Genomic DNA, 24,532 nt, shown 5'->3' on the forward strand with positions numbered 1-24,532 from the left:
GGCGCGGCGCACCCGCGTCGTACCCACGCCGCGCCCGTGCCGCACCCGCCAGGAAAGCACGCGGGGCGGACATCCCGTTCGGCCTGTGGACAACTCCCGAACCGGGTCAACCGGGAGTTATCCACAGGGGTTTCGCGATCGGGGAGATCGCGGGACCGTCGTGACCATGAACACGAACCGCCATGAATCCCACAGCTCCACCACGGCCCAGCAGATCACCCTGCGCGGCCCGGCCGAGCTCGCCGACGCACTGCCGTTCATGCTCGGCTTCCACCCGAGCGACTCCGTCGTCCTCGTCTCGCTGCACGGCGAGCGCGGCCGCTTCGGCGGCCGGGTCAGGGTCGGCATCCCCCGGTCCCCGCGCGAATGGCCCGCCATCGCCGAGCACTTGGCGGACTGCCTGGTCGACGGCGTGAGCCGACGCGAGGACCGGCCCGACGCCATCGTCGTCTTCCTCTGCCAGGAGCCCCGCCCCGGCGAGAGCGGGCAACGGGTGATGGAGCGGCTGCGCCCCTTCGCCCAGCGGCTGCGCACCGCCTGCGGCGCGCACGACATCCCGGTCCTCGAAGCCCTCTGCATCTCCGACGGCCGCTACTTCTCCTACTGCTGCCCCGATCCCCGCTGCTGCCCGCCCGAGGGCACCCCGCTCTCCCTCTCCGGCACCTCGGTGATGGCCGCCTCCGCGGCCTACGCGGGCATCCAGGTCCGCGGCACCCTCAAGGACATGGAGGCGCGGCTGCGGCCCCCGGCGGGAGCGGCGGACGCGCCCCAGCGGGCCGCGCTGAACGAGGCGGCGGCGGTGATCGTGCCGCGGATCCTGGACGCGCCCGCCCGCGGCCTCGGCCGCCTGGAGACCAGGGAGACCACCCTCGGCCTCGTCCGGCGCCTGCTCGGCCGCTTCGCCGCCGCACCCGACCTGCCCGCTCGGGCCGCCCTGCCACCGTTCCAGGGCCCCGCCGCCTCGGACGCCAGGGACGACGACCTGCTCACCGCCGACGAGGCCGCCACCCTGATCCTCGGCCTCCAGGACCGCGACACCCGCGACCAGGCCGCCGAATGGATGGAAGGACCCGAGGCGACCCCCGCCCTCCGGCTCTGGCGCGCCCTGGCCCGCCGCTGCGTCCCGCCCTACCAGGAGTACGCGGCGGCGCCGTTGACCCTGGCCGGCTGGGTCGCCTGGTCCACCGGTGACGAACCGTCGGCCCGGGTCGCCCTCGGCCTCGCCCTCGAAGCCGACCCCGACTACCTGTTCGCCCGGCTGCTGCACCAGGCGTGCAACGAGGGCCTGGACCCCGAAGCGTTGCGCGAATGCCTGCGCGGCGAGCGCGACGCACGGCTGGCCCGCGCCGAGGACGGCGACGGCTTCGGCCCGGATGCCGTCCTCGATCTCGACGGCGGCCCCGACGACGACACCGAAGGCGGTACGGACCCGGGCTCCGGTCCCGGCGTGGTGGCGCCCGGAACCGGCCCGCTGGCCGCCACCCCGGTCCGGCAGCGGCGCCGCACCCGGCGCGCCACCCTGCGGGCCGCCGCGCGGCCGGTCAGGCCGGTCACCCGGCGGGCCACGACGCGGCGGACCGGGCGGCGCGGTACCAGGAGCGGGGCGTGAACCAGGCGGCCGCCGGGACGGCTTCCGGACAGGAGACGGTCGTGAACACGACGAGACCCGGCCCGGCCGTGACCCCGCCGCCCGTGGGCGCGTTCAGTCCTGTGGCGGCCCCGCTGAACCCGGGCCGCCGTCGTCGCCCGTCCGGATCCGCGGACCGCCGGGGCCGCCCGCGCGGACCCGAGCGCGGTCCGGTGCGGGTCCGGCCCGGCCGCCAGGACCGAACAGAGAGCGCCGTACACCCGTCATGGCCCCCAGCACCGCCAAGGCCCCCGGACCCACCGCCGGTCACCCGCACCACCCCGGACCGGGCACCGGGGCCGTCAGGGCCGGTGAGCCGCCCGCCGTGCACGACGCCCTCGTCGGTGTCGCCCTGCCCGCCCTCACCGTCAGCCCCCGCCACGGCCAGCTCACCGGCACCGGCCTCGAAGGCGTCTTCCTCACCGGACGCAGACTGCTCGCCCGCAGCGTCCTCCGGGTCGCCGGACGCGAACCCGCCCCGCTGCGCGCCCACCTCCCGGCCGCCGACCGGGCCGAGTTCCTGGGCGTCCTGCGGGCGCCCGGGGACCTCGGGCCCGATCCGAGCCTCGTCGTCGAACGGGTCCGCGACGCCGACGGGACCGAGCGGATCACCCTGCGCAGCTCCGCCCCGCGCCCGGCCCGGCTCACGGTGGAGCTCGCTCTGGGCACGGATCTCGCGGACCTGGGCGCGGTGGCGGCCGGGCGGCCGGGCCCCGACCTCCCCGCCAGCGTCCACGGCACCGGACTGCGCTGGACCGCCCCCGACGGCGCCGCCGTCAGCGTGGCCGCCGACCCGCCGCCCAGCGAATCGCTGGCCGCGGCCGGAGTGCTCCGCTGGGACGCCGAACCGGCCGCGGGCACGCCCTTCGTCCTCACCCTCCGGGTGCGCGCCGAGCGCTCCGGGCGGGCCCAGCCGCCCGGAGCGGGCCGCCCCGGCGGGCACCTCCTCGCCGACGCCGCCGCCGAGGGCGACGACCCGAGACCCGGCCCGCTGCTGCGGGCCGCACTCGACGACCTGCGGGCCCTGCTTCAGCGGGACCCCGCCCACCCCACCGACGTTCACCTCGCCGCCGGAGTGCCCTGGCGCTGCGGCCCCGTCACCGCCGAGGCGCTCTGGGCCGCCCGGATGGCCCTCCCGCTCGGCACCCGGCTCGCCGCCACCACCCTGCGGGCCCTGGCCCGTACCCAGCTCGGCGGCCCGGGGCCCGGGGCCGGGCGGATCCCCGGACCGCTCCGGGACGCGGGACCGCTGCTGCCGCCCCGCTGCACCGGGGTCGAGGCCACCCTCGGGTTTCCCGCGGTGCTCGCCGAGGCATGGCGCTGGGGGCTGCCCGAGCAGGACCTCGCCGATCTGCTGCCCGCGGCCGAGCGCTGTCTCGGCTGGCTGCGCGGCGCCCTGGACGAGCAGGGCTTCGTGCCGGACCCGTGGCCCGCCGGGCCCGCCAGGGCCGAGACCCAGGCGCACGCGCACCGCGCGGCCGAGCTGGGCGCCGACCTGCTCGACGCCTGCGGGCGGCCCGGCGGCGACGCGTGGCGGGAGTGGGCGCGGGCGCTGCGGGAGCGGTTCCGGGCCCGGTTCTGGCAGGAGGACCCGTCCGGTGGCCGTCCGCTGCTCGCCCTCACCCCGGACGGGCGGCCGCTGCCCCAACTGGGCGGCTGGGCGGCGCACCTCCTGGACACCGGGCTCACCGGCGGCGGCCGGCAGGCCCCCGGGCTGCTCGACAAGGCCCGCGCCGAGCGGGTGGCCCGGCTGCTCGCCGCCCCGGCGCTCGACTCCGGCTGGGGGCTGCGCGGGCTCGGTGAGAAGGAGCCCGGGTACAACCCGTTCGGGCACCGGTCGGGCGCGGTGCGGACACATGAGACGGCCGTCGCCGTCGCGGGCCTCGCCGCCGGCGGGCACGAGTCCGAGGCGGCCGGGCTGCTGCGCGGCGCCCTGGACGCGGCGGAGGCGTTCGGGCACCGGTTGCCCGAGATGTACGCGGGGGAGCGCCGGACGGCCGGTGCCCCGCCGGTGCCGCACCCGGCGGCCTGCCGCCCGGCGGCCGTCGCCGCCGCGGCCGGGATCCAGCTGCTGACCGCCGCCCTCGGCATCCGTCCGGACGCCCCCGCCCGTACGGTCGCGCTGCATCCGCTGCGTTCGGCCCCGCTCGGCGAACTCCGGCTGTCCGGGCTGCTCGTCGCGGGCGAGCCCTTCGCCGCGCGGGTCGGGCGGCTCGGTCTCGGGATGGTGGAGGAGGCGGCGGCCGGGCTCCAGCTGGGGGTCTGACCGCTTCGCGCGGTGCCGGGCGCGGACCCGAAGAAGTGGAGGTGGATCCTTCCGCGGGGCGTGTTTATCGTCAGGAAGACGACTATGATCGCGGCATGCCTCCCTACGACCCGTCGGCCTTTCCGCCCTTCGCTGTCACCGTCGACCTGGTCGTGCTCACCGTGCGGCGCCACGCCCTGTGCGCCCTCGTGGTGAAACGGGGGGAGGCGCCGTTCCAGGGACGCTGGGCGCTGCCGGGCGGGTTCGTACGGGCGGACGAGGACCTGGACGCCGCCGCCGCGCGGGAACTGGTCGAGGAGACCGGGCTGTGCGCGCAGGATCCGGGTGCGGCGGAGCCCGTACCGGGGCACGGCGCGCACCTGGAGCAGCTCGCCACCTACGGGGCGCCGGAGCGCGATCCCCGGATGCGGGTGGTGAGCGTGGCGCATCTGGCGCTCGCGCCCGATCTGCCCGCGCCACGGGCGGGCGGGGACGCGAACAGCGCCCGCTGGGCCCCGGTGGAGGAGCTGATGGAGCGGGACGACGCGGCGGAGCGGGACGAGGAGCCGTCGGTGGCGCTCGCCTTCGACCACACCCGGATCCTCTCCGACGGGGTGGAGCGGGCCCGTTCCAAGATCGAGTACTCGTCGCTGGCCACCGCGTTCTGCCCGCCGGAGTTCACGGTCGGCGAGCTGCGCCGGGTGTACGAGGCGGTGTGGGGAGTGGCGCTCGACCCGCGCAACTTCCATCGCAAGGTGACCGGCACGCCCGGCTTCCTGGTTCCGGCGGGCGGGACCACGACCCGTCAGGGCGGGCGCCCCGCGCAGCTGTTCCGGGCCGGTGGGGCCACGCTGTTGAACCCGCCGATGCTCCGGCCGGAGGTCTGAGGCGCGGTCGCGGGGCCGCCCCGAGCCGCCAACCCTGCGCGAAAAGTCCGAAATGTGGCGTTATCTTGCTGGAACAGCCGCCCTGCCGCGGAGCGGTCATTCCTACCCGCGAGAGAAGCGATGCTCCAGGCCATCGGACTCACCAGCACCCCCCGACAGGACCGCCCGCCCGCCGTCGACGACCTCACCTTCGAGGCCCGTCCCGGCACCGTGACCGCCCTGCTCGGCCCGGCGGGCGCGGGCAAGACCACCGCCCTGCGCCTCATGCTCCAGCTCGAACCGGGCCGTGGCATCACCTACTTCCGGGGCCGCCCGCTGCACCGCGTCGCCCACCCCGCCCGCGAGGTCGGGGTGCTCCTCGGCGACGTACCGGGCCATCCCGCGCGCACCCTGCGCGGCCAGCTGCGGATGCTGAGCGCCGCCGCCGGGGTGCCCGGAGCCCGCGCCGACGACCTGATCCGGGCGGTCGGCCTCGCGGGCGTCGAGCACCAGCGGATCGGCACCCTCCCGCGCGGCATGGACCGCCGACTCGGCCTCGCCTCCGCCCTGTTGGGCGACCCGCACACCCTGCTCCTCGACGAACCGGCCGCCGGACTCTCCGGCCGCGAGAGCGGCTGGCTCCATGAACTCCTGCGCACCCACGCCGCCGAGGGCGGCACCGTCCTCTACACCACCGCCGACGCCAAGGACGCCGCCCGCAACGCCGACCACGTCGTCGCCCTCGACGGCGGACGGCTCGTCGCCGACCAGGACGCCCAGGAGTTCGCCCGCACCCGGCTGCGCCCCCGGGTCGCCGTCCGCACCCCGCACGCCGCCCGGCTCGCCGCCGTCCTCACCCAGGAGTCCCGCGCTGCCCGCCGCCCGGTCGAGGTGGTCACCGAAGGCGGCAACCGGCTCTCGGTGTACGGCAGCGACTGCGCCAGCGTCGGCGAGAGCGCCTTCCGGCACGGGGTGCTCGTCCACCGGCTCGCCGTCGAGACAGGCGACGGGACGGGGGAGGAGGCGGGTGAGGAGGTGAGCGGTGCCACCGTCGGCCGGGGTGCCACCGGGGCCCCCGCCTCCGCCGTTCCGGCCGGCACCGGCTCACCGCGCCCGTCCCGACAGCCCCGCCCACCCCGCCCGACCCAGCCGCCCCGCTCGCACCGCGCGCCCCACCGCGCCCCGCTCCGCCCGCTGCGCTACGAACTCCGGCGGCTGCTCGGGGTGCCCGCCACCCCGCTGGTCGCCGCGGGCGTGCTGCTGGTGTCCGCGGTCGTCGCCGTGCTGCTCGCCCGCGGCGGGCGCGTCCCGCCGCCCGCGCTGCTGGCCGGCTGGCCCGGGCTCTCCCCGCTGCCGCCCGCCGCGCTCGGGGCGGGACTGCTCGGCGCCTTCTCGTTCGGCGAGGAGTACCGCTACCCGGCGCTCACCACCGGCCGCGGCGCCGTCCCGCGCCGCCTCGGCCTGCTGCTCGCCAAGCTCGCGGTCACGGCAGCCACCGCCGCGCTGCTCGCCGCCCTGGTGGTGGCCGCCGACCTGACGGTGCTGCGCTTCGTCTACGGCGCCGACGCGATCCCCGTACCGCCGAACTGGCCCACTCTGTGCGCGAATTGGTTCGGTCTGGTGATCGGCTGCGGCTGGGCCGGGCTGCTGGGCGCCGGGGTGTTCCGGGCCGCGGCCGCCGGGATCGCCGCGGTCCTCGCCGTACCCGTGGTCCTCGCCCCGCCACTGCGAAAACTGCTGGCCGGGGCGGGGCGCCGGTCGGTCGACGGACTCCCGGCCCGGCTGCGGGAGTTCGCCCGGGTGGAGTGGGCGTCGGCCGCCGACCGCTGGGTGCTGGGGGTGTTGCGGGTGATCGGACAGCCCGTGGGGGTGGCTCTGACCCTGACGTTGACGGTCCTGCTCTGCGCCTATGTGCTCACCGGCCGTCACCGTAGCGCCCGTTGGTGATCAACTTCTGATCGAAAAGTTTCGCTTCTCGGGCAACTCCCTTGAAAATTGCCCGCAATGTCCGATAAATCGTCAATTGCCCAGGGGGTGCCGATCACCCTTTCGTGTGCTTTTCACCAAAGACCTCAAGGGGCACGTGAGGCACGCCGACAAAGGATGCGTGAGTACCCTTGCGCACACGATGATGACCGCCGCCCGCCCCGTCGAGTCCGGCCTCGGCGCCCCGGGCGATCTCGACCGCTACCCCTACGCGGAGGCGCCAGGAGCCGACCGCGTCGGCCCGCCCGCGTGGGACGCCACGGACGAGCTCGGCCGGGTCGGCCGCAGGGCCGCCGGCAGCCGCGGCCGCGGCCTGCACGGCCAGCTCGTCCAGCAGCTCGGCCAGATGATCGTCTCCGGCGATCTCGGCGCCGACCGCCCCCTCGTCCCCGAGGAGATCGGCCAGCGCTTCGAGGTCTCGCGCACCGTGGTCCGCGAGTCGCTCCGCGTGCTGGAGGCCAAGGGCCTGGTCAGCGCCCGCCCCAACGTCGGCACCCGGGTCCGTCCGGTCAGCGACTGGAACCTGCTCGATCCCGACATCATCGAGTGGCGCGCCTTCGGCCCCCAGCGCGACGACCAGCGCCGCGAGCTCAACGAGCTGCGCTGGACCATCGAGCCGCTGGCCGCCCGGCTCGCCGCGGGACACGGCCGCGAGGACATCCAGCAGCGCCTGTCCGACATGGTCGAGATCATGAGCCACGCCTACGCCCAGGGCGACGGCATCACCTTCTCGCGCGCCGACGCCGAGTTCCACGCCCTGCTCATCCAGCTCGCCGGGAACCGGATGCTGGAGCACCTCTCCGGCATCGTCGCCGCCGCCCTCCAGGTCTCCGGCGCGCCCATCACGAGCTGCGACCGGCCGAGCGAGAGCTGCCTCACGCACCACGGCCGGATCGTCGACGCGCTCGCCGCCGGGGACGCCCTCGGGGCCGAGACCGCCATGCGCCAGCTGCTGACCCCGCACCCCGAGGTGGAGCGCGTCGTGCCCGCGCCCCGCGGGAACTGATCCGCCCGCCGTGGGCGGGGACGCCGTGCCGCACGCGTCGCGTGCCGCCGGATCCGAGTGGAGCCCGGGGGCGGTTTCGTCCCCGGGGGCGCCAGGGTCTGGCGGCACGCGATCATGCGATCACCAGGCGTTCCGGGCGTTTCGTGGCGGATTCGGGGTAAATGAGGTGTGACTCGGGCCACGCGGATTGGGCGTAACACTCCTCGAAGCCGCGCGATGACCTAAGAGGTGACAGCAGGGGAAGGAATACAGCAGCCGTTCACGGTGCTGTGCAGTTCCCCGGCCCAGCCCGCGCCGTCGGCACATTCCCGGCCGACGGTCGTCGGCTCCAGCCTGATCCAGGGCGGGGCCGGAAGCCGTTTTCCATCGTTCCGAGAGGTTGTTCGTGTCGGCCAGCACATCCCGTACGCTCCCGCCGGAGATCGCCGAGTCCGAGTCTGTGATGGCGCTCATCGAGCGGGGAAAGGCTGATGGGCAGATCGCCGGCGATGACGTGCGTCGGGCCTTCGAGGCTGACCAGATTCCGCCAACCCAGTGGAAGAATGTTCTGCGCAGCCTCAATCAGATCCTCGAGGAAGAGGGTGTGACGCTGATGGTCAGTGCAGCGGAGTCGCCGAAGCGCGCCCGCAAGAGCGTCGCCGCGAAGAGCCCGGCCAAGCGCACCGCCACCAAGACCGTCACCGCCAGGACGACCGTGACGAAGACCGTCGCGGCTTCCACGGCCCCGGCGGCCGAGAGCGCGGACCCGGCCGACGAGGCCGGCTCGCCTGCCAAGAAGGCCGCGGCCAAGAAGGTCGCCGCCAAGAAGACGGTGGCCAAGAAGGCCGCCGTGAAGAAGACCGCCGCCAAGAAGACGGCGGCGAAGAAGGACGACGAGGAGATCCTCGAGGGCGAGGAGCTGCTCGAGGACGCCGCGCCGGGCAAGGACGAGGAGGAGACCGAGGGCGAGAACAAGGGCTTTGTCCTGTCCGACGAGGACGAGGACGACGCTCCCGCCCAGCAGGTCGCCGTCGCCGGTGCCACCGCCGACCCGGTCAAGGACTACCTCAAGCAGATCGGCAAGGTCCCGCTGCTCAACGCCGAGCAGGAGGTCGAGCTCGCCAAGCGCATCGAGGCCGGTCTGTTCGCCGAGGACAAGCTGGCGAACTCCGACAAGATCGCGCCGAAGCTCAAGCGCGAGCTGGAGATCATCGCCGAGGACGGCCGACGCGCCAAGAACCACCTCCTGGAGGCCAACCTCCGTCTGGTGGTCTCGCTGGCCAAGCGCTACACCGGCCGCGGCATGCTCTTCCTGGACCTGATCCAGGAGGGCAACCTCGGTCTGATCCGCGCGGTCGAGAAGTTCGACTACACCAAGGGCTACAAGTTCTCCACGTACGCCACCTGGTGGATCCGTCAGGCGATCACCCGCGCCATGGCCGACCAGGCCCGCACCATCCGTATCCCGGTGCACATGGTCGAGGTCATCAACAAGCTCGCCCGTGTGCAGCGCCAGATGCTCCAGGACCTGGGCCGCGAGCCCACCCCGGAGGAGCTGGCCAAGGAACTCGACATGACCCCCGAGAAGGTCATCGAGGTCCAGAAGTACGGCCGTGAGCCCATCTCGCTGCACACCCCGCTCGGCGAGGACGGCGACAGCGAGTTCGGTGACCTCATCGAGGACTCCGAGGCGGTCGTCCCGGCCGACGCGGTCAGCTTCACGCTCCTCCAGGAGCAGCTGCACTCCGTCCTCGACACGCTCTCCGAGCGTGAGGCGGGCGTCGTCTCCATGCGCTTCGGCCTCACCGACGGTCAGCCGAAGACGCTCGACGAGATCGGCAAGGTCTACGGCGTGACGCGTGAGCGCATCCGTCAGATCGAGTCCAAGACCATGTCGAAGCTGCGCCACCCGTCGCGTTCGCAGGTCCTGCGCGACTACCTCGACTGATCCGACCGGTCGAGGCCGCGTCGCGAGACGCGGGACATGCCGAAGGGCCCGGTTCCCCCTCGTGGGGCCGGGCCCTTCGGCATGTTCGGGTGGCTGAGCGGGTGCGTGGGGCGATCCGCTGCCCGACTCTGGGTGAACGGACATCACCGGAGAGTCAGGAGGCTTCATGCGTCGTCCCATCGCCCGAGCATGGACCGGTGCCCTGGGGCTGCTCGCGGCCGCGGCGGCACCCCTCGGCACCGCACCCCCCGCGGTCGCCGACAGCGTCGTGGTCGGCGGTCAGCCCGCCCGGATCGCCGAGGCGCCCTGGGTGGTGGCGCTGTCGAGCCGTGACCGGTTCGGGCGTACCAGAGCGGGGCAGTTCTGCGGCGGAGCCCTGGTGGCCCCCACCAAGGTCCTCACGGCGGCCCACTGCCTGGCCCGTGACGTGCTCGGCGGCGAGCCCTGGCAGCTCGCCGACTTCAAGGTGATCGCGGGCCGTGGCGCGCTGCGCGGGCAGGGCGGGCAGGAGATCCGGATCTCCGACAGCCGGATCCATCCGGACTACGACCCGGCGGCCAACTCCCACGACCTCGCCGTGCTCACCCTGGAGAAGGCGCTCCCGGCGTCGTACGTGATCCAGGTGGCCGGCCGGGACGACCCGGCGCTCGCGCCGGGCACCCCGGCGGAGGTGTACGGCTGGGGCGACACGACCGGCAACGGCACGTACGCGAGCTCGCTGCGCTCCGCGCGGGTCCAGGTGCTGCCGGACGCGTCCTGCGAGCGCGCCTACCCGGGCGGCTTCGGGGTCTCCTACCGGGGCGACACCATGCTGTGCGCGGGCGATCCACGGGGCGGCAAGGACGCCTGCCAGGGGGACAGCGGCGGGCCGCTGGTGGCCCGGGGGCGGCTGATCGGGCTGGTGTCCTGGGGGAGCGGCTGCGGGCAGGCGGAGAACCCCGGGGTGTACACCCGGGTCCCGGCGGTGCTGCCCGACCGCCTCTGAGCCGTACGGTCGCCGGGCTCGGGGCCGTACGGGCTGCGGATTCCGGGCCGTCGAGCGTCGGCTGGCACCCGGAGCACTCATGAAGTGACGGGTTGTCACCGGGTCGTCACGGTACGAGAACGGGCGGCCACCCCCCTTCAACCGCGGGGGTGGCCGCCCGTCGGCCGGTCGTCAGGGACCGGCCCGTGGCTCGTCGGGATTGCGAGGCGTCAGCGCTCGTCGTCCGCTGCGGGGGCCGGCGTGGTGCTGAGCCGGTCCGTCTCGTCCTGTATCTCTGCGGCGATCTTCTTGAGTTCCGGCTCGAACTTCCGCCCGTGGTGGGCGCAGAAGAGCAAGTCACCGCCGCTCACCAGGACGACGCGCACGTACGCCTGGGCGCCGCAGCGGTCGCAGCGGTCAGCGGCCGTCAGGGGGCTCGCGGGGGTCAGAACAGTAGTCACGTCGCCTCTTCTCTAGCTCGACGAGCTGTCGTACCAGGGTCAACATCCAACCAGGCCGAAAACGTTCCCGCTCGTGGCTTTTCCTCGAAACTTTTTCCCAAGGTGGCTGTCTGCTGCCGGTTGGCGGCGAATGAGCCGTATTGCTTCGCTCTACGGGTTTCGCATTGCTGTGTGTGGTCGTGCCCTCCCGGCGGGTTGCCGGTTGTTCATGAGGACGTGCCCGGAGCCTAAATGGTTCATGCCTGGAAGGGAACGTGATGTTCGCGTCACCCCAACGAGGGATCGAACATTCATGCGACTCTGGACTAGCATGAAGATTCAGGTGGGTGGCGTGACAACGGCTCTACCAGGCATCGGTACCCTCTGACCGGTGACCGACGCCGGGCCTTACCCCACGGGGCCAGATTTCAAATTCAGCGAGGAGCGAACCGCGTGACCGCCGAGACGTCCGTGCCGTCCAGTGCGCTGCTGACCGCAGACCGTGACGGTTCCAACTACACCGCGCGGCACCTGCTCGTCCTCGAGGGGCTCGAAGCCGTCCGCAAGCGCCCCGGTATGTACATCGGGTCGACCGACAGCCGTGGCCTGATGCACTGCCTCTGGGAGATCATCGACAACTCCGTCGACGAGGCCCTGGGCGGCTACTGCGACCACATCGACGTGGTCCTCCACGACGACGGGTCCGTCGAGGTCCGGGACAACGGGCGCGGGATCCCCGTCGACATCGAGCCCAAGACCGGCCTGTCCGGCGTCGAGGTCGTCATGACCAAGCTGCACGCCGGCGGAAAGTTCGGCGGCGGCTCCTACGCCGCCTCCGGCGGTCTGCACGGAGTCGGCGCCTCCGTGGTGAACGCGCTGTCGGCCCGCCTCGACGTCGAGGTCGACCGCGACGGGGCCACCCACGCGATCAGCTTCCGCCGCGGCGTCCCCGGCATGTTCACCGAGCAGGGCCCCGACAGCCCCTTCGACCCTTCCGGCAGCCTGCTCAAGGGCAAGAGGGTTCCGAAGACCCGCACCGGCACCCGCATCCGCTACTGGGCCGACCGCCAGATCTTCCTCAAGGACGCCAAGCTCAACCTGGAGACGCTGCACCAGCGCGCCCGGCAGACCGCCTTCCTGGTGCCCGGCCTCACGATCGTCGTCAGCGACGAGCGCGATCTGGCCGGCGTCGGCAAGAGCGAGGAGACGTTCCGCTTCGACGGCGGCATCAGCGAGTTCTGCGAGTACCTCGCCCAGGACAAGGCCGTCTGCGACGTGCTGCGGCTCACCGGCACCGGCACCTTCAAGGAGACCGTCCCGGTCCTCGACGACCGCGGCCACATGACCCCGACCGAGGTCACCCGTGAGCTCGGCGTCGACGTGGCACTGCGCTGGGGCACCGGCTACGACGCCACCGTCCGCTCCTTCGTGAACATCATCGCCACCCCCAAGGGCGGCACCCACGTCTCCGGCTTCGAGCAGGCCATCACCAAGACGGTCAACGAGGTGCTGCGCTCCGCGAAGCTGCTGCGCGTCGCCGAGGACGACATCGTCAAGGACGACGCCCTGGAGGGCCTGACCGCCGTCGTCACCGTGCGCCTCGCCGAGCCGCAGTTCGAGGGCCAGACAAAGGAGGTGCTCGGCACCTCCGCGGCCCGCCGGATCGTCGCCACCGTGGTCGCCCGCGAGCTCAAGGACTTCCTGACCTCCACCAAGCGCGACGCCAAGGCCCAGGCCCGCGCCGTCCTGGAGAAGGCCGTCGCCGCCGCCCGCACCCGGATCGCGGCCCGCCAGCACAAGGACGCCCAGCGCAGGAAGACCGCCCTGGAGTCCTCCTCGCTGCCCGCCAAGCTCGCCGACTGCCGCAGCGACGACGTCGAGCGCAGCGAGCTCTTCATCGTCGAGGGGGACTCCGCCCTCGGCACCGCCAAGCTCGCCCGCAACAGCGAGTTCCAGGCCCTGCTGCCGATCCGCGGCAAGATCCTCAACGTCCAGAAGTCGTCCGTCTCGGACATGCTGAAGAACGCCGAGTGCGGCGCCATCATCCAGGTCATAGGAGCGGGCTCCGGCCGCACCTTCGACATCGACGCCGCGCGGTACGGAAAGGTCATCATGATGACCGACGCCGACGTCGACGGCTCCCACATCCGCACCCTGCTGCTCACCCTGTTCCAGCGCTACATGCGTCCCATGGTCGAGCAGGGCCGGGTCTTCGCCGCCGTCCCGCCGCTGCACCGGGTCGAGCTGGTCCAGCCCAAGAAGGGCCAGGACAAGTACGTGTACACGTACTCGGACGGCGAGCTGCGCCAGACCCTGCTCGAGTTCCAGCGCAAGGGCATCCGCTACAAGGACGCCATCCAGCGCTACAAGGGCCTCGGCGAGATGGACGCGGACCAGCTGGCGGAGACCACCATGGACCCGCGCCACCGCACCCTGCGCCGGATCAACATCGGCGACCTGGAGGCGGCCGAGACGGTCTTCGACCTCCTCATGGGCAACGACGTGGCGCCCCGCAAGGAGTTCATCACCAGCTCCGCCGCCACCCTGGACCGCTCGCGCATCGACGCCTGAGCCCCGTCCGCTCCCGAGCCCCAGCTCCCGCACCACCCCGGCCGGCCCGCCGCAGTCCGATACGACTGTCGGACGGGCCGGTCGGGCGTACCGGCGCCAACGTCACCTGATGGGGTGAACGAGAGCGGGAGAAGAGTCCGGGATCCACCCCCTCTGTCCATCCTTGGGCACGCGGCCGAAACGGTTCGCTGACAAGGAGAGTTCACCGGTGGAGAAGCACGAAGGGCGTGACCCCGCACCCCAGGGCACCCTGACGCCCGCGCTCGGCGCCGTACCCCGCCAGCAGAGCACCGCGCCCAGCGCCGCCGACATCTATCTGGAGGTGCAGCGCAGCCCCGCCTTCCAGGAGGTGCGCCGCCGCTACCGCCGCTTCGTCTTCCCGGCCGCGCTCGCGTTCTTCCTCTGGTACCTGGCCTATGTCGTCGCCGCCACCGCCGCCCCCGGCCTGATGGCCCGCCCCGTCGTCGGCGCGGTCAACGTCGCCATGCTCGCCGGACTCGCCCAGTTCGCCACCACGTTCCTGCTCACCTGGGCCTACGCCCGGCACGCCCGGCTGCGCCGGGACCGGGCCGCCCTCGAACTGCGCTGGGACACCCAGGAGATGACCCGGGGGGCACGGCGATGACCGACGACCACCAGACCCTCTCGCTGCTGCTGTTCAGCGCGTTCATCGCGGTCACCCTCGGCATCACCACCTGGGTCGGCCGCAACCGGCACGGCTCCGCCGAGGAGTTCTACGCCGGGGGGCGGCTCTTCTCACCGCTGGAGAACGGGTTCGCCATCGCGGGCGACTACATGTCCGCCGCCTCCTTCCTCGGCATCTCCGGCCTCATCGCCCTCTTCGGCTACGACGGCATGCTCTACTCGGTCGGCTTCCTCGTCGCCTGGCTTGTGGTGCTCCTGCTCGTCGCCGAACTCGTCCGCAACTGCGGCCGCTTCACCCTCGCCGACGTCGTCGCCTCCCGGATGGCCGAGCGCCCGGTCAGGATCGCTGCCGGAGCCTCCTCCGTCACCGTCTCCGTGCTCTATCTGGTCGCCCAGATGGTCGGCGCGGGCAGTCTGGTCGCCCTGCTGCTCGAGCGCACCAGCGAGGCCGCCCGGGCCTGGACGGTGATCGGCGTCGGCGCCCTGATGGTCGTGTACGTGTCGCTCGGCGGGATGCGCGCCACCACCTGGATCCAGATCGTGAAGGCCGTCCTGCTGATGGCCGGGACGATCACCCTCACCGTGCTCGTCCTGGTCCGCTTCCACTTCGACGTCGACCGGCTCCTGACCACCGCCGCCGAACGCAGCGGCCACGGCCGGGACTTCCTCGCCCCCGGGCTGCGCTACGGCGGCGACTGGACCTCCCGGGTCGACTTCGTCAGCCTCGGCCTCGCGCTCGTCCTCGGCACCGCAGGACTCCCGCACATCCTGTCCCGCTTCTACACGGTGCCCACCGCCCGCGCCGCCCGCCGCTCGGTCGTCTGGTCCATCGGCCTCATCGGCAGCTTCTACCTGATGACCATCGTGCTCGGCTTCGGCGCCGCCGCGCTGGTCGGCAGCGACGCCGTCCGCGCCTCCAGCAGCGCCGGGAACACCGCCGTGCCGCTGCTCGCCCTCGACCTCGGCGGCGGCGCCGGATCCACCGGCGGCACCGTGCTGTTCGCGGTGGTCGCGGCCGTCGCGTTCGCCACCATCCTCGCCGTGGTCGCCGGGATCACCCTGGCCTCCTCCGCCTCCGTCGCCCACGACCTGTACGCCTCGCTGCGCCGCAAGCACGCCAAGCAGCACAGCGAGGTGACCGTCGCCCGCCTCGCCGCCGCCGGGATCGGCGTCGCCGCGATCGGCCTCGGGCTGCTCGCCCGCGACCTCAACGTGGCCTTCCTGGTCGGCCTCGCCTTTGCCGTCGCCGCCTCCGCAAACCTCCCGGTGCTGCTCTACTCGCTGTTCTGGCGCCGGTTCACCACCCGGGGCGCGGTCTGGTCGGTGTACGGCGGGCTGGTCCCGGCCGTCCTGCTCGTCGTGGTGTCGCCGGTGGTCTCCGGCAGCCCCGAGTCGCTGTTCCCCGGCGTCGACCTCCAGCTGTTCCCGCTGCAGAACCCCGGCCTCGTCTCCATCCCGCTGGGCTTCCTGGCGGGCTGGCTGGGCACCCTGACCTCCCCGGAACCGCCGGACGAGGCCCGGCACGCGGAGACCGAGGTACGGGCCCTGACGGGCGCGGGAGCGGTCTGAGGGCGCCCGGGACTCCGGGAGGGGCCAGAGGGTGGTCGGGGACCGTCAGCGGGTGGCCGAGGCGGCCCACGCGTACCGGTGCTCCGGGCGGCCCGTCTCGCCGTACTTCAGCGAGAGCCGCACCCGGCCGGTGCGCTCCAGGAGCTTCAGATAGCGCTGGGCGGTCTGCCGGCTCACCCCGGAGCGCTCGGCGATCTCCTGCGCCGACAGCGGGCCGTCCGCCGCGAGCAGCACCTGCCGGACCAGTTCGGCCGTGGTGGGGGAGTGACCCTTGGGCAGTTCGGGGACGGCCGCACCGGCCGAGAGCGCCCTGAAGATCCGGTCCACCTCGGCCTGTTCGGCCTCGCCGCCGCCGTCCAGGGTGCGGCGCAGCGCCGCGTACGCCTCCAGTTTGGCCCGCAGCCCGGCGAAGCTGAACGGTTTCACCAGGTACTGCAGCGCCCCATGGCGCATCGCCGCCTGCACGGTCGCCACGTCCCGGGCAGCCGTCACCATGATCACGTCGCACGGGTGGCCGAGGGCGCGCACCTCCCGTACCACCGCCAGACCGTTGCCGTCGGGGAGGTAGTGGTCGAGCAGCAGCAGCTCCGCCGGGGTACCGGCCGCGGCGAGCCGCGCCACCTCGGCGAGCGCCCCGGCCGCCGAGTGGGCGACGCCGGTCACCGCGAAGCCGGGCATCTTGGTCACGTACGCGGCGTTGATCTTCGCCACCCTGGGGTCGTCGTCCACGACCAGGACCCCGATCACCGGCCCGCTCGCGGCGCTCCCGCCGGTCATCGGTCCGCCCCCGCCGGGACGGGCGCGGGCGGCGGGCCGTCCGGCTCGCTCAGCGCGTCCGGCAGGACGACCGTGAACTCGGCGCCTCCTTCGGCGCCGCCGCCGACCCGGGCGGTGCCGCCGCGCCGCTCCGCGAGCCGCCGGACCAGCGGCAGGCCGAGCCCGCGCTTCCCGTGCGCCGGGGGCTCCTTGGTGGTCCAGCCGTCCGTGAAGATCAGCTCGCGGCGCGGCTCGGGCACCCCCGGGCCGCTGTCGGTGACCTTCAGGACCACCGTGCCGCCCTCGGCCCGCAGTTCGACCTCCACGCGCGCGTGGGGGCTGCCGGAGGCGGCGTCCAGGGCGTTGTCGACGAGGTTGCCGACCACCGTGACGAGTTCGCGCGGGTCGACCAGCCGGTCCGGGAGCAGCGAGCCGGGGGCGATCCGCAGCGAGACACCGCGCTCGGCGGCGACCGTGGCCTTGCCCACCAGGAGCGCGGCGACCAGCGGGTCGTGGACCTTCTCGGTGACCTGCTCGGCGGTGGCCCGGTGCACCCCGACCACCTCGGTCACGAACTCGGCCGCGTCCTCGTACATTTCCAGTTCGAGCAGGCCCAGCAGGGTGTGCATGTGGTTGGCGTGCTCGTGGTCCTGGGCCCGCAGCGCGTCGATCAGCCCGCGCGTGGAGTCCAGCTCGCGGCCGAGCCGCTCCAGTTCGGTGCGGTCGCGCAGGGTGGCCACCGCGCCGCCGTCGTGGGTCGGCATCCGGTTGGCGATGAGCACCCGGCTGCCCCGCACGGTGACCAGATCGCGGCCGTCGACCCGCCCGGACAGCACGTCGGCGGTCCTGCCCGGTCCGAGCACGTCTTCAAGGGGCAGCCCGGTGGCCTCGGGGCCGAGTGCGAGCAGCCGCTGCGCCTCGTCGTTCAGGAGCCGGATCCGGCCGCCGCCGTCGAGGGCGACGACCCCTTCGCGGATGCCGTGGAGCATCGCCTCGCGCTCGGCGAGCAGCGCGGAGATGTCGGAGAAGGCCAGGTCGTGGGTCTGCCGTTGGAGCCTGCGGGAGATCAGATAGGCGGCCAGCGCGCCCGCCGCGAGCGCGCCGCCCGCGTAGCGCAGCAGGCCGGGGATCGCGGCCACCAGCCGGTCCCGCACGCTGTCGTACTCGATGCCGACCGACACCGCGCCGACGATCGCGCCGCGCGCGTCCCGCAGCGGTGCCTTGCCGCGCGCGGAGCGCCCCAGGGTGCCGCTGTCGATCTCCATCACGTCCTGCCCGGCCAGCGCGGCGCTGGGGTCGGTGGAGACCCGGCGGCCGATCTGCGCCGGGTCGGTGTGGGACCAGCGGATGCCCCGTACGTCCATCACCACCACGTACTCGGCACCCGTCGAGCGCCGGATCCGTTCCGCCTCGGCCTGCACGGGGCCGGTCGCGGACGGGCGGGTGGCGGCCAGGTCCGCGGCGACCCCCGGGGCGGCCGCGGTCTGCGCGATGGCCAGGGCGCGGCGCATCGCCTGATCGTCGAGCTGGGCGCTGAGCGGGGCCAGGAACAGGCCGGTGGCGAGCACCGTGACCCCGGTCGCGACGGCCAGCTGCATCAGCAGGACCTGCGAGAACATCCGCCGCGGCCACCCGAACCCGCGCCGGCGGACGGATGGCCGCGCGGGGGAGGGGGAAGCGGGGCTCATGGCGGAAACGGTACGGGGACGGGGCCGCCGAGCGGAAACGGCCCCGGCCCGGCGCGGCGGCCGCCACCTGGGACTCCCGGCCCCGTCCGCCGTCCCCCCCCCGTCGTGCCGTGCGGGCCCGCACGCCGTCCGGCTCCGGGCCGCCGCCGCCCGGCTCCCCGGGCGGCGCTGCCTATCCTGGGGGCTTCGCCATCGCCGTACCGAAGGCCCCGGAGGCAGCACCCGTGACCAGGCAGCAGATCCCCGTCGTCGTCCTCGCCGGGTTTCTCGGGGCGGGCAAGACCACCCTGCTCAACCATCTGCTGCGCAGCGCGCGGGGCACCCGGATCGGCGTCATGGTCAACGACTTCGGCGACATCGGCATCGACGCCATGACGGTGGCCGGACAGGTCGGCTCCACCGTCTCGCTCGGCAACGGCTGCCTGTGCTGCGCCGTCGACGCGAGCGAGCTCGACACCTATCTGGAGGTGCTGACCCGCCCCGAGCTGCGTCTGGACGTGATCGTGATCGAGGCCAGCGGCCTCGCCGAGCCGCAGGAACTGGTCCGGATGGTGCTCGCCAGCGACAACGAGCGGATCGTGTACGGCGGACTCGTCGAGGTGGTCGACGCCGCCGAGTTCACCGCCACCCGCACCCGGCACCCCGAGACCGACCGCCACCTCGCCGCCGCCGACCTGGTCGTCGTCAACAAGGCCGACCGGGTGCCGGCCGGGGACCTCACGGCGGTACGGGACGAGGTCACCGCGCTCGCCCCGCGCGCCGCCGTGGTGACGGCCGCGCACGGCCGGGTCGACCCCGAGCTGCTCTTCGACCGGGTGGTGCCCGAGGGCGAGATCGAGGGCCAGATGTCCATCGAGGACATCCTGTACGGCCCCGACGCCGACCCACACCCAGACGGGGAGGGCGTGGCGGGGCACGGCCACGGCGCGCACGCCCACCCGCACGCCGCCTACGAGACCGTCTCGCTGACCGCGTCCGTACCGCTGCACCCGCGCCGGCTGATGACCTTCCTGGACAGCCGCCCCGAGGGCCTCTACCGGATCAAGGGCTTCGTCGACTTCGGCGCCGCCGACCCGGACCACCGCTACACCGTGCACGCCGTCGGCCGCTTCCTGCGCTTCTACCCCGAGCCGTGGGCGCCCGGCGCGGAACGGCTCACCCAGCTCGTCCTCATCGGCTCCGGCGTCGACGCGGCCGGGCTGCGCGAGGAGCTGTCCGGCTGCGAGCTCGACGGCTCGGCCGACGTTCCCGACGAGACCGCGATGTGGGGCGTGCTGCGCTACGTCCCGCGCTCCGAGGACGCCCCGGAGGAGACGGAGGACCCCACCGCTCAGGGGGCGGGGACCGGTGCCGACGTGCCCAGCGCCGCCAGGTAGGCCGTGAGGGACTCCGGGCCCACGCCTTCGGCGCTCCGGCCCGCCCAGCCGACGTAGCCGTCGGGGCGGATCAGGAAGAGGCCGGTGCCGTAGGGCTCGTACGCGGTGAGCCGGCCGGTGGGCAGCTGCTCGGCCGGGGCCTGCGGCCGCTCGGGCAGCGGGACGCCGACCGCGAGCAGGACCGGTCGCGGGCCGCGGAACAGGTCGAAGAGGCGTCCCTCGGCGTACCGGCCGTCCGGCGCCCGGTCACCGGCCCGCAGCGCGTCCTCGGCCAGGCCGGTGCGGGTCTCCACGGCGAGCGCGGAGTCCCGGTAGCCGAGGCCGAGCTGGCGCTCCGTGGCGCCGCGCCGGGTCCGCGCGCCCGCGGCTGCCGCCCGGTGGATGCGGGTGCTCAGGCCGAGCACAGCGGCGGCGACGGGCAGCCGTTCGGCCTCGTAGCTGTCGAGCAGTGCGGCGGGGGCGCCGTGCCGCAGCACCCGGCCGAGCTTCCAGCCGAGGTTGTAGGCGTCCTGGAGGCCGGTGTTGAGGCCCTGGCCGCCCGCCGGGGAGTGCACATGGGCGGCGTCGCCCGCCAGGAACACCCGGCCGTCCCTGAAGCGGTCCGCCATCGCGGCCCGGGCCCGGAAGTCCGAGGCCCACACGACCTCGACGACATCGGCCGCGGTGAGTGGGGTCCGGGCGGTGAGGAGGTCCCGTACCGCCTCCGGCGAGGTGTCCACCGTGGCCCGCTCGTCCGCGAAACCGGCGACCAGCTGGAACAGGTCACCGCCCGGCAGCGGGCACAGTCCCACGCCGCCGCCGGGTGCCTGCGGCCACATGTGCCAGTTGTCCCGGTGCAGCCGGGCGTGCGGCCCGGCCGCCGACGGGGCGATCCGGACGTCGGCGACGAGCATCGGGTGCGGGTCGACGGTCTCGCCGGTCATGCCGATGCCGAGCGCCCGGCGCACCGTCGAGCGCCCGCCGTCGCACGCGACCAGATAGGCCGCCCGTACCGTCTCGGCGGCCCCGCCGCAGGACAGTTCCACCGTCACGCCGTCCGCGGTCTGCCGGAAGCCGGTGAGCGTGGTGCCGAAGCGGACCTCGCCGCCGACCTCGCGCAGCCGGGCGTGCAGCAGCTCCTGGGTGCGGGACTGCGGGACGAGCAGCGGCTCGGCGTACGGGGCCGGCTCGGTCGGCGCGACCCGCTCCAGCATGTCCCACTCGCCCTGCACCTCGGCGCCCAGGTGGTTGAGCATCCGCGGGTACGGGGTCCCCGCCGCCCGGAACGCGGGCAGCACCCCGAGGTCGTCCAGGACCTCCTGGCTGCGCGGCTGCACCCCCTTGCCGCGGGAGCCGGGGAACAGCCGGTCGCCGCGCTCGACGAGCAGGGCGCGGACGCCCCGGCGGGCGAGGTCGACGGCGAGCGTGAGGCCGGTCGGGCCCGCCCCCACGATCACGACCTCCGTGTCCGTGCCCGTACCGGCGCCCGTACCGGTCTCCGTGCCCGTGGTCGGTTCCGTGCTCATGATGTGTCTCCTCCGAAGTCCTTAACGCTGTTAAGTTCCGACCTCCGGAGCATCCGCTGAACGCTGTTAAGTTGTCAAGGGGATACGGTGGCCCGGTGACGGGCAAGAAGACGAGCAAGCTGGATCCGGCGCAGGTCGCGGACACCGCGCTGCGGCTCCTCGACGAGCACGGCCTCGACGGGCTCACACTGCGCGCGATCGCGCGGGAGCTGGACGTCCAGGCGCCCGCGCTCTACTGGCACTTCAAGAACAAGCAGGCGCTGCTCGACGAGATGGCGACCGTGATGTACCGGCGGATGACCGCAGGACCCGAAGGGCGGCCGGACCCGGACCTGCCCTGGCAGGAACGTCTCCTCGTGGTCAACCGCGGACTGCGCGCCGGGCTGCTGCGCCACCGCGACGGCGCCAAGGTCTACAGCGGCGCCCGGTTCACCGGCGTCGACCACGCCGTCGACATGGAGCGCGAGCTGGGGGCGCTGACGGCGGCCGGGTTCGCGCTGCCGGACGCGGTGCGGGCCAGCACCACCGCGTACCTCTTCACGCTCGGTTTCGTCACCGAGGAGCAGGGCACCGAGCCGATGCCGGGGGAGCGGCGCGAGGGCTTCGACATCGCCGAGCGGGCCGAGCGGCTGGCCGCGTACCCGCTGGCCGCCGCGGCCGGACCACAGCTGTTCGGGAACTACGACGAGCGCTTCGAGGCGGGGCTGCGGCTGATCGTCGCCGGGATCGAGGCGACCTACGGGCCCGCCGCCTCCACCGCCTCAAACGCCCCCACCGCCCCCACCGTTCCGTAGCGACGACGAAGCCCCCCGGCCCGCGCTCTCGCGCGGTCCAGGGGGCTTTCCGCGGCCTTCTGTGGCCGTCGTCGCCGCCGGTCAGGCGGTGGGTCCGGCAAGGACCTCCACCGGCTGCGCCAGCGGCGTGCCGGAGCCGTCGCGGCGCGGGTCCACCACGGGCAGCTCGACCGGGGTGCCGTTCTTCCGCGCGGCCCGGACCGGGGTCTCCCCCGCCCAGGCGAGGATCAGCACGTCCTCGCCCTTCAGGAAGCGCTGGCAGCGCACCCCGCCGGTGGCCCGGCCCTTGCGCGGGTACTGGTCGAACGGGGTCAGCTTGGCCGAGGTCCCGGCCGAGGCGTCCAGGGTGCCGGTCGACCCGGCGACCGTGAACACCAGCGCCTCGGCGGCCGGATCCACCGCCGAGAACGACAGCACCTCGGCGCCGTCGGCGAGCTTGATGCCCGCCATGCCGCCCGCCGGGCGGCCCTGCGGCCGCACCTGGGACGCCGGGTAGCGCAGCAGCTGGGCGTCGGAGGTGATGAAGACCAGATCCTCCTCGCCGGTGCGCAGCTCGCTCGCGCCGACGATCCGGTCACCGTCCTTGAGGGTGATGACCTCCAGCTCGTCCTTGTTCGCCGGATAGTCCGGGACCACCCGCTTGACCACGCCCTGCAGGGTGCCGAGGGCGAGACCGGGCGAGGACTCGTCGAGCGAGGTGAGGCAGATCACCGTCTCGTCGCCCTCCAGGGAGAGGAACTCCGAGAGCGGCGCGCCGCCCGACAGGTTCGGCGCGGCGGCCGTGTCGGGCAGCTGCGGCAGGTCGATCACCGCGACCCGCAGCAGCCGGCCCGCCGAGGTGACCGCGCCGACGTCGCCGCGCTGGGTGGCCGCCACCGAGGACACGATCACGTCGTGCTTGGTCCTGGGCGCCTCGGGATCGACCGGCGGCAGCTCGGCCGCCGCCGTACGGGCCAGCAGCCCGGTGGAGGACAGCAGCACCCGGCACGGGTCGTCGGCGACCTCCAGGGGCACCACGGACGCGGGCGCGCCCGCCGACTCCAGGAGCACCGTGCGCCGGTCGGTGCCGAACTGCTTGGCGACCGCGGCCAGCTCGGCCGAGACCAGCTTGCGCAGCTCGGCGTCGGAGTCGAGGATCCCGGTCAGCTCGTCGATCTCGCCGTTGAGCCGGTCCCGCTCGGTCTCCAGCTCGATCCGGTCGAACTTGGTGAGCCGGCGCAGCGGGGTGTCCAGGATGTACTGGGTCTGGATCTCGCTGAGCGAGAACCGGTCCATCAGGCGCTGCTTGGCCTCCGCGGAGTTCTCGCTCTCCCGGATGAGCCGGATGACCTCGTCGATGTCGAGCAGCGCGACGAGCAGGCCCTCCACCAGGTGGAGCCGGTCGCGCTTCTTGCCGCGGCGGAACTCGGAGCGGCGCCGGACCACCTCGAAGCGGTGGTCCAGATAGACCTCCAGGAGCTCCTTCAGGCCCAGCGTGAGCGGCTGGCCGTCGACCAGGGCCACGTTGTTGATGCCGAAGGACTCCTCCATCGGCGTCAGCTTGTAGAGCTGCTCCAGGACCGCCTCCGGCACGAAGCCGTTCTTCACCTCGATGACCAGACGCAGGCCGTGGCTGCGGTCGGTGAGGTCCTTGACGTCGGCGATGCCCTGGAGCTTCTTCGAACCGACCAGGTCCTTGATCTTGGAGATGACCTTCTCGGGGCCGACCGTGAAGGGCAGTTCGGTGACGACGATGCCCTTGCGGCGGGCGGTCACCGTCTCGATCGCGGTGGTGGCACGGATCTTGAAGGTGCCGCGGCCGGTCTCGTACGCGTCCTTGATGCCGGCCAGGCCGACGATCCGGCCGCCGGTCGGCAGGTCGGGGCCCGGCACGAAGCGCATCAGCGCTTCCAGGTCCGCGTTCGGATACCGGATCAGATGCCGGGCGGCGGCGACGACCTCGCCCAGGTTGTGCGGCGGCATGTTGGTGGCCATGCCGACGGCGATCCCGGAGGCGCCGTTGACCAGCAGGTTCGGATAGGCGGCGGGGAGCGCGACCGGCTCCCGCTCCTGGCCGTCGTAGTTCGGGGTGAAGTCGACGGTGTCCTCGTCGATCGACTCCGTCATCATCAGCGCGGCCGGGGCCATCCGCGACTCGGTGTACCGCATGGCGGCCGGCGGGTCGTCGTTGCCGAGCGAACCGAAGTTGCCGTGGCCGTCGACCAGCGGCACGCGCATGGAGAACGGCTGCGCCATGCGCACCATCGCGTCGTAGATCGACGCGTCGCCGTGCGGGTGGAGCTTGCCCATGACCTCGCCCACGACGCGGGCGCACTTGACGAAGCCGCGGTCGGGGCGCAGGCCCATCTCGTTCATCTGGTACACGATGCGGCGCTGGACCGGCTTCATCCCGTCGCGGGCGTCGGGCAGCGCACGCGAGTAGATCACCGAGTACGCGTACTCGAGGAAGGAGCCCTGCATCTCGTCAACGACGTCGATGTCGAGGATCCGCTCCTCGAACGCGTCGTCCGGCGGTGGTGTCTTCGTGCTGCGGCGGGCCATCGCGGCTGTGGCTCCTTCACCAACAA

The 24,532-nt window shown here is 73.6% G+C and carries 17 protein-coding genes; 12 read left to right on the top strand and 5 right to left on the bottom strand.

Going from position 1 to position 24,532, the window contains the following annotated elements; all coding sequences use genetic code 11:
* Window positions 1–166 precede the first annotated feature (166 nt).
* The 7 genes from ACIPXM_RS06520 (at window position 167) to ACIPXM_RS06550 (ending at window position 10,642) form a co-directional block, all read left to right on the top strand.
* A complete protein-coding gene (locus ACIPXM_RS06520; RefSeq protein ID WP_401652667.1) occupies window positions 167–1,609 on the top strand; it encodes a DUF4192 domain-containing protein in 1,443 nt (480 codons plus the stop codon).
* Between the two features lie 244 nt (window positions 1,610–1,853).
* Window positions 1,854–3,893 carry a glycogen debranching N-terminal domain-containing protein gene (locus ACIPXM_RS06525; protein WP_401652669.1) on the top strand — a complete coding sequence of 680 codons (2,040 nt, stop codon included), beginning with the start codon at window positions 1,854–1,856 and terminating at the stop codon, window positions 3,891–3,893.
* A gap of 95 nt (window positions 3,894–3,988) precedes the next feature.
* Window positions 3,989–4,759, top strand: a complete 771-nt coding sequence (locus ACIPXM_RS06530) for an NUDIX domain-containing protein (protein ID WP_401652671.1) — start codon at window positions 3,989–3,991, stop codon at window positions 4,757–4,759.
* Window positions 4,760–4,879: 120 nt separating this feature from the next.
* Window positions 4,880–6,685: an ATP-binding cassette domain-containing protein gene (locus ACIPXM_RS06535; protein ID WP_401652673.1), complete on the top strand. Its 1,806-nt coding sequence runs from the start codon at window positions 4,880–4,882 to the stop codon at window positions 6,683–6,685.
* A gap of 106 nt (window positions 6,686–6,791) precedes the next feature.
* Window positions 6,792–7,730 (top strand): FadR/GntR family transcriptional regulator, encoded by a 939-nt coding sequence (locus ACIPXM_RS06540; protein ID WP_401652675.1) that lies wholly within the window; start codon window positions 6,792–6,794, stop codon window positions 7,728–7,730.
* A 385-nt stretch (window positions 7,731–8,115) separates the two neighbouring features.
* The gene (locus tag ACIPXM_RS06545) at window positions 8,116–9,657 is read left to right on the top strand and encodes an RNA polymerase sigma factor (protein WP_401652677.1); all 1,542 of its coding nucleotides are present in this window, start codon (window positions 8,116–8,118) and stop codon (window positions 9,655–9,657) included.
* Window positions 9,658–9,823: 166 nt separating this feature from the next.
* A complete protein-coding gene (locus ACIPXM_RS06550; RefSeq protein ID WP_401652678.1) occupies window positions 9,824–10,642 on the top strand; it encodes a serine protease in 819 nt (272 codons plus the stop codon).
* A 209-nt stretch (window positions 10,643–10,851) separates the two neighbouring features.
* Here the strand turns inward: ACIPXM_RS06550 and ACIPXM_RS06555 are convergent, their stop codons facing one another.
* Entirely contained in the window at window positions 10,852–11,082 is a 231-nt protein-coding gene (locus ACIPXM_RS06555; RefSeq protein WP_401652680.1) for a hypothetical protein, read from the bottom strand.
* A gap of 432 nt (window positions 11,083–11,514) precedes the next feature.
* Here ACIPXM_RS06555 and ACIPXM_RS06560 point away from each other — a divergent pair, with 432 nt between their 5' ends.
* The 3 genes from ACIPXM_RS06560 to ACIPXM_RS06570 all read left to right on the top strand — a co-directional run bounded on the left by ACIPXM_RS06560 (window position 11,515) and on the right by ACIPXM_RS06570 (window position 15,846).
* Window positions 11,515–13,632: a type IIA DNA topoisomerase subunit B gene (locus ACIPXM_RS06560; protein WP_401652681.1), complete on the top strand. Its 2,118-nt coding sequence runs from the start codon at window positions 11,515–11,517 to the stop codon at window positions 13,630–13,632.
* Between the two features lie 208 nt (window positions 13,633–13,840).
* On the top strand, window positions 13,841–14,257 hold the full coding sequence (locus tag ACIPXM_RS06565; RefSeq protein ID WP_401652683.1) for a DUF485 domain-containing protein: 417 nt from the start codon (window positions 13,841–13,843) through the stop codon (window positions 14,255–14,257).
* The gene (locus ACIPXM_RS06570; RefSeq protein WP_401652684.1) at window positions 14,254–15,846 is read left to right on the top strand and encodes a cation acetate symporter; all 1,593 of its coding nucleotides are present in this window, start codon (window positions 14,254–14,256) and stop codon (window positions 15,844–15,846) included. Before ACIPXM_RS06565 ends, ACIPXM_RS06570 begins: the two co-directional genes overlap by 4 nt.
* A 45-nt stretch (window positions 15,847–15,891) precedes the next feature.
* Here ACIPXM_RS06570 and ACIPXM_RS06575 read toward each other — a convergent pair whose 3' ends face one another.
* Entirely contained in the window at window positions 15,892–16,593 is a 702-nt protein-coding gene (locus ACIPXM_RS06575) for a response regulator (RefSeq protein WP_401653646.1), read from the bottom strand.
* 26 nt (window positions 16,594–16,619) lie between these two features.
* Window positions 16,620–18,290: an ATP-binding protein gene (locus ACIPXM_RS06580; protein ID WP_401652686.1), complete on the bottom strand. Its 1,671-nt coding sequence runs from the start codon at window positions 18,288–18,290 to the stop codon at window positions 16,620–16,622.
* Between the two features lie 224 nt (window positions 18,291–18,514).
* Here ACIPXM_RS06580 and ACIPXM_RS06585 point away from each other — a divergent pair, with 224 nt between their 5' ends.
* Window positions 18,515–19,666 carry a CobW family GTP-binding protein gene (locus ACIPXM_RS06585; protein WP_401652688.1) on the top strand — a complete coding sequence of 384 codons (1,152 nt, stop codon included), beginning with the start codon at window positions 18,515–18,517 and terminating at the stop codon, window positions 19,664–19,666.
* Here ACIPXM_RS06585 and ACIPXM_RS06590 read toward each other — a convergent pair.
* Window positions 19,621–21,171, bottom strand: coding sequence for an FAD-dependent oxidoreductase (locus ACIPXM_RS06590; protein ID WP_401652690.1), 1,551 nt, complete (start codon window positions 21,169–21,171; stop codon window positions 19,621–19,623). The genes ACIPXM_RS06585 and ACIPXM_RS06590 overlap by 46 nt on opposite strands.
* Window positions 21,172–21,266: 95 nt before the next feature.
* Between ACIPXM_RS06590 and ACIPXM_RS06595 the strand changes: the two genes are divergently transcribed.
* A complete protein-coding gene (locus tag ACIPXM_RS06595) occupies window positions 21,267–21,965 on the top strand; it encodes a TetR/AcrR family transcriptional regulator (RefSeq protein WP_401652692.1) in 699 nt (232 codons plus the stop codon).
* 81 nt (window positions 21,966–22,046) lie between these two features.
* Here ACIPXM_RS06595 and ACIPXM_RS06600 read toward each other — a convergent pair whose 3' ends face one another.
* Window positions 22,047–24,506 carry a DNA topoisomerase (ATP-hydrolyzing) subunit A gene (locus tag ACIPXM_RS06600; protein WP_401652694.1) on the bottom strand — a complete coding sequence of 820 codons (2,460 nt, stop codon included), beginning with the start codon at window positions 24,504–24,506 and terminating at the stop codon, window positions 22,047–22,049.
* Window positions 24,507–24,532: the final 26 nt, after the last annotated feature.

The sequence above is a fragment of the Streptomyces sp. NPDC090025 genome, from assembly GCF_044748125.1.
In the GTDB taxonomy this organism is placed as follows: domain Bacteria; phylum Actinomycetota; class Actinomycetes; order Streptomycetales; family Streptomycetaceae; genus Streptomyces.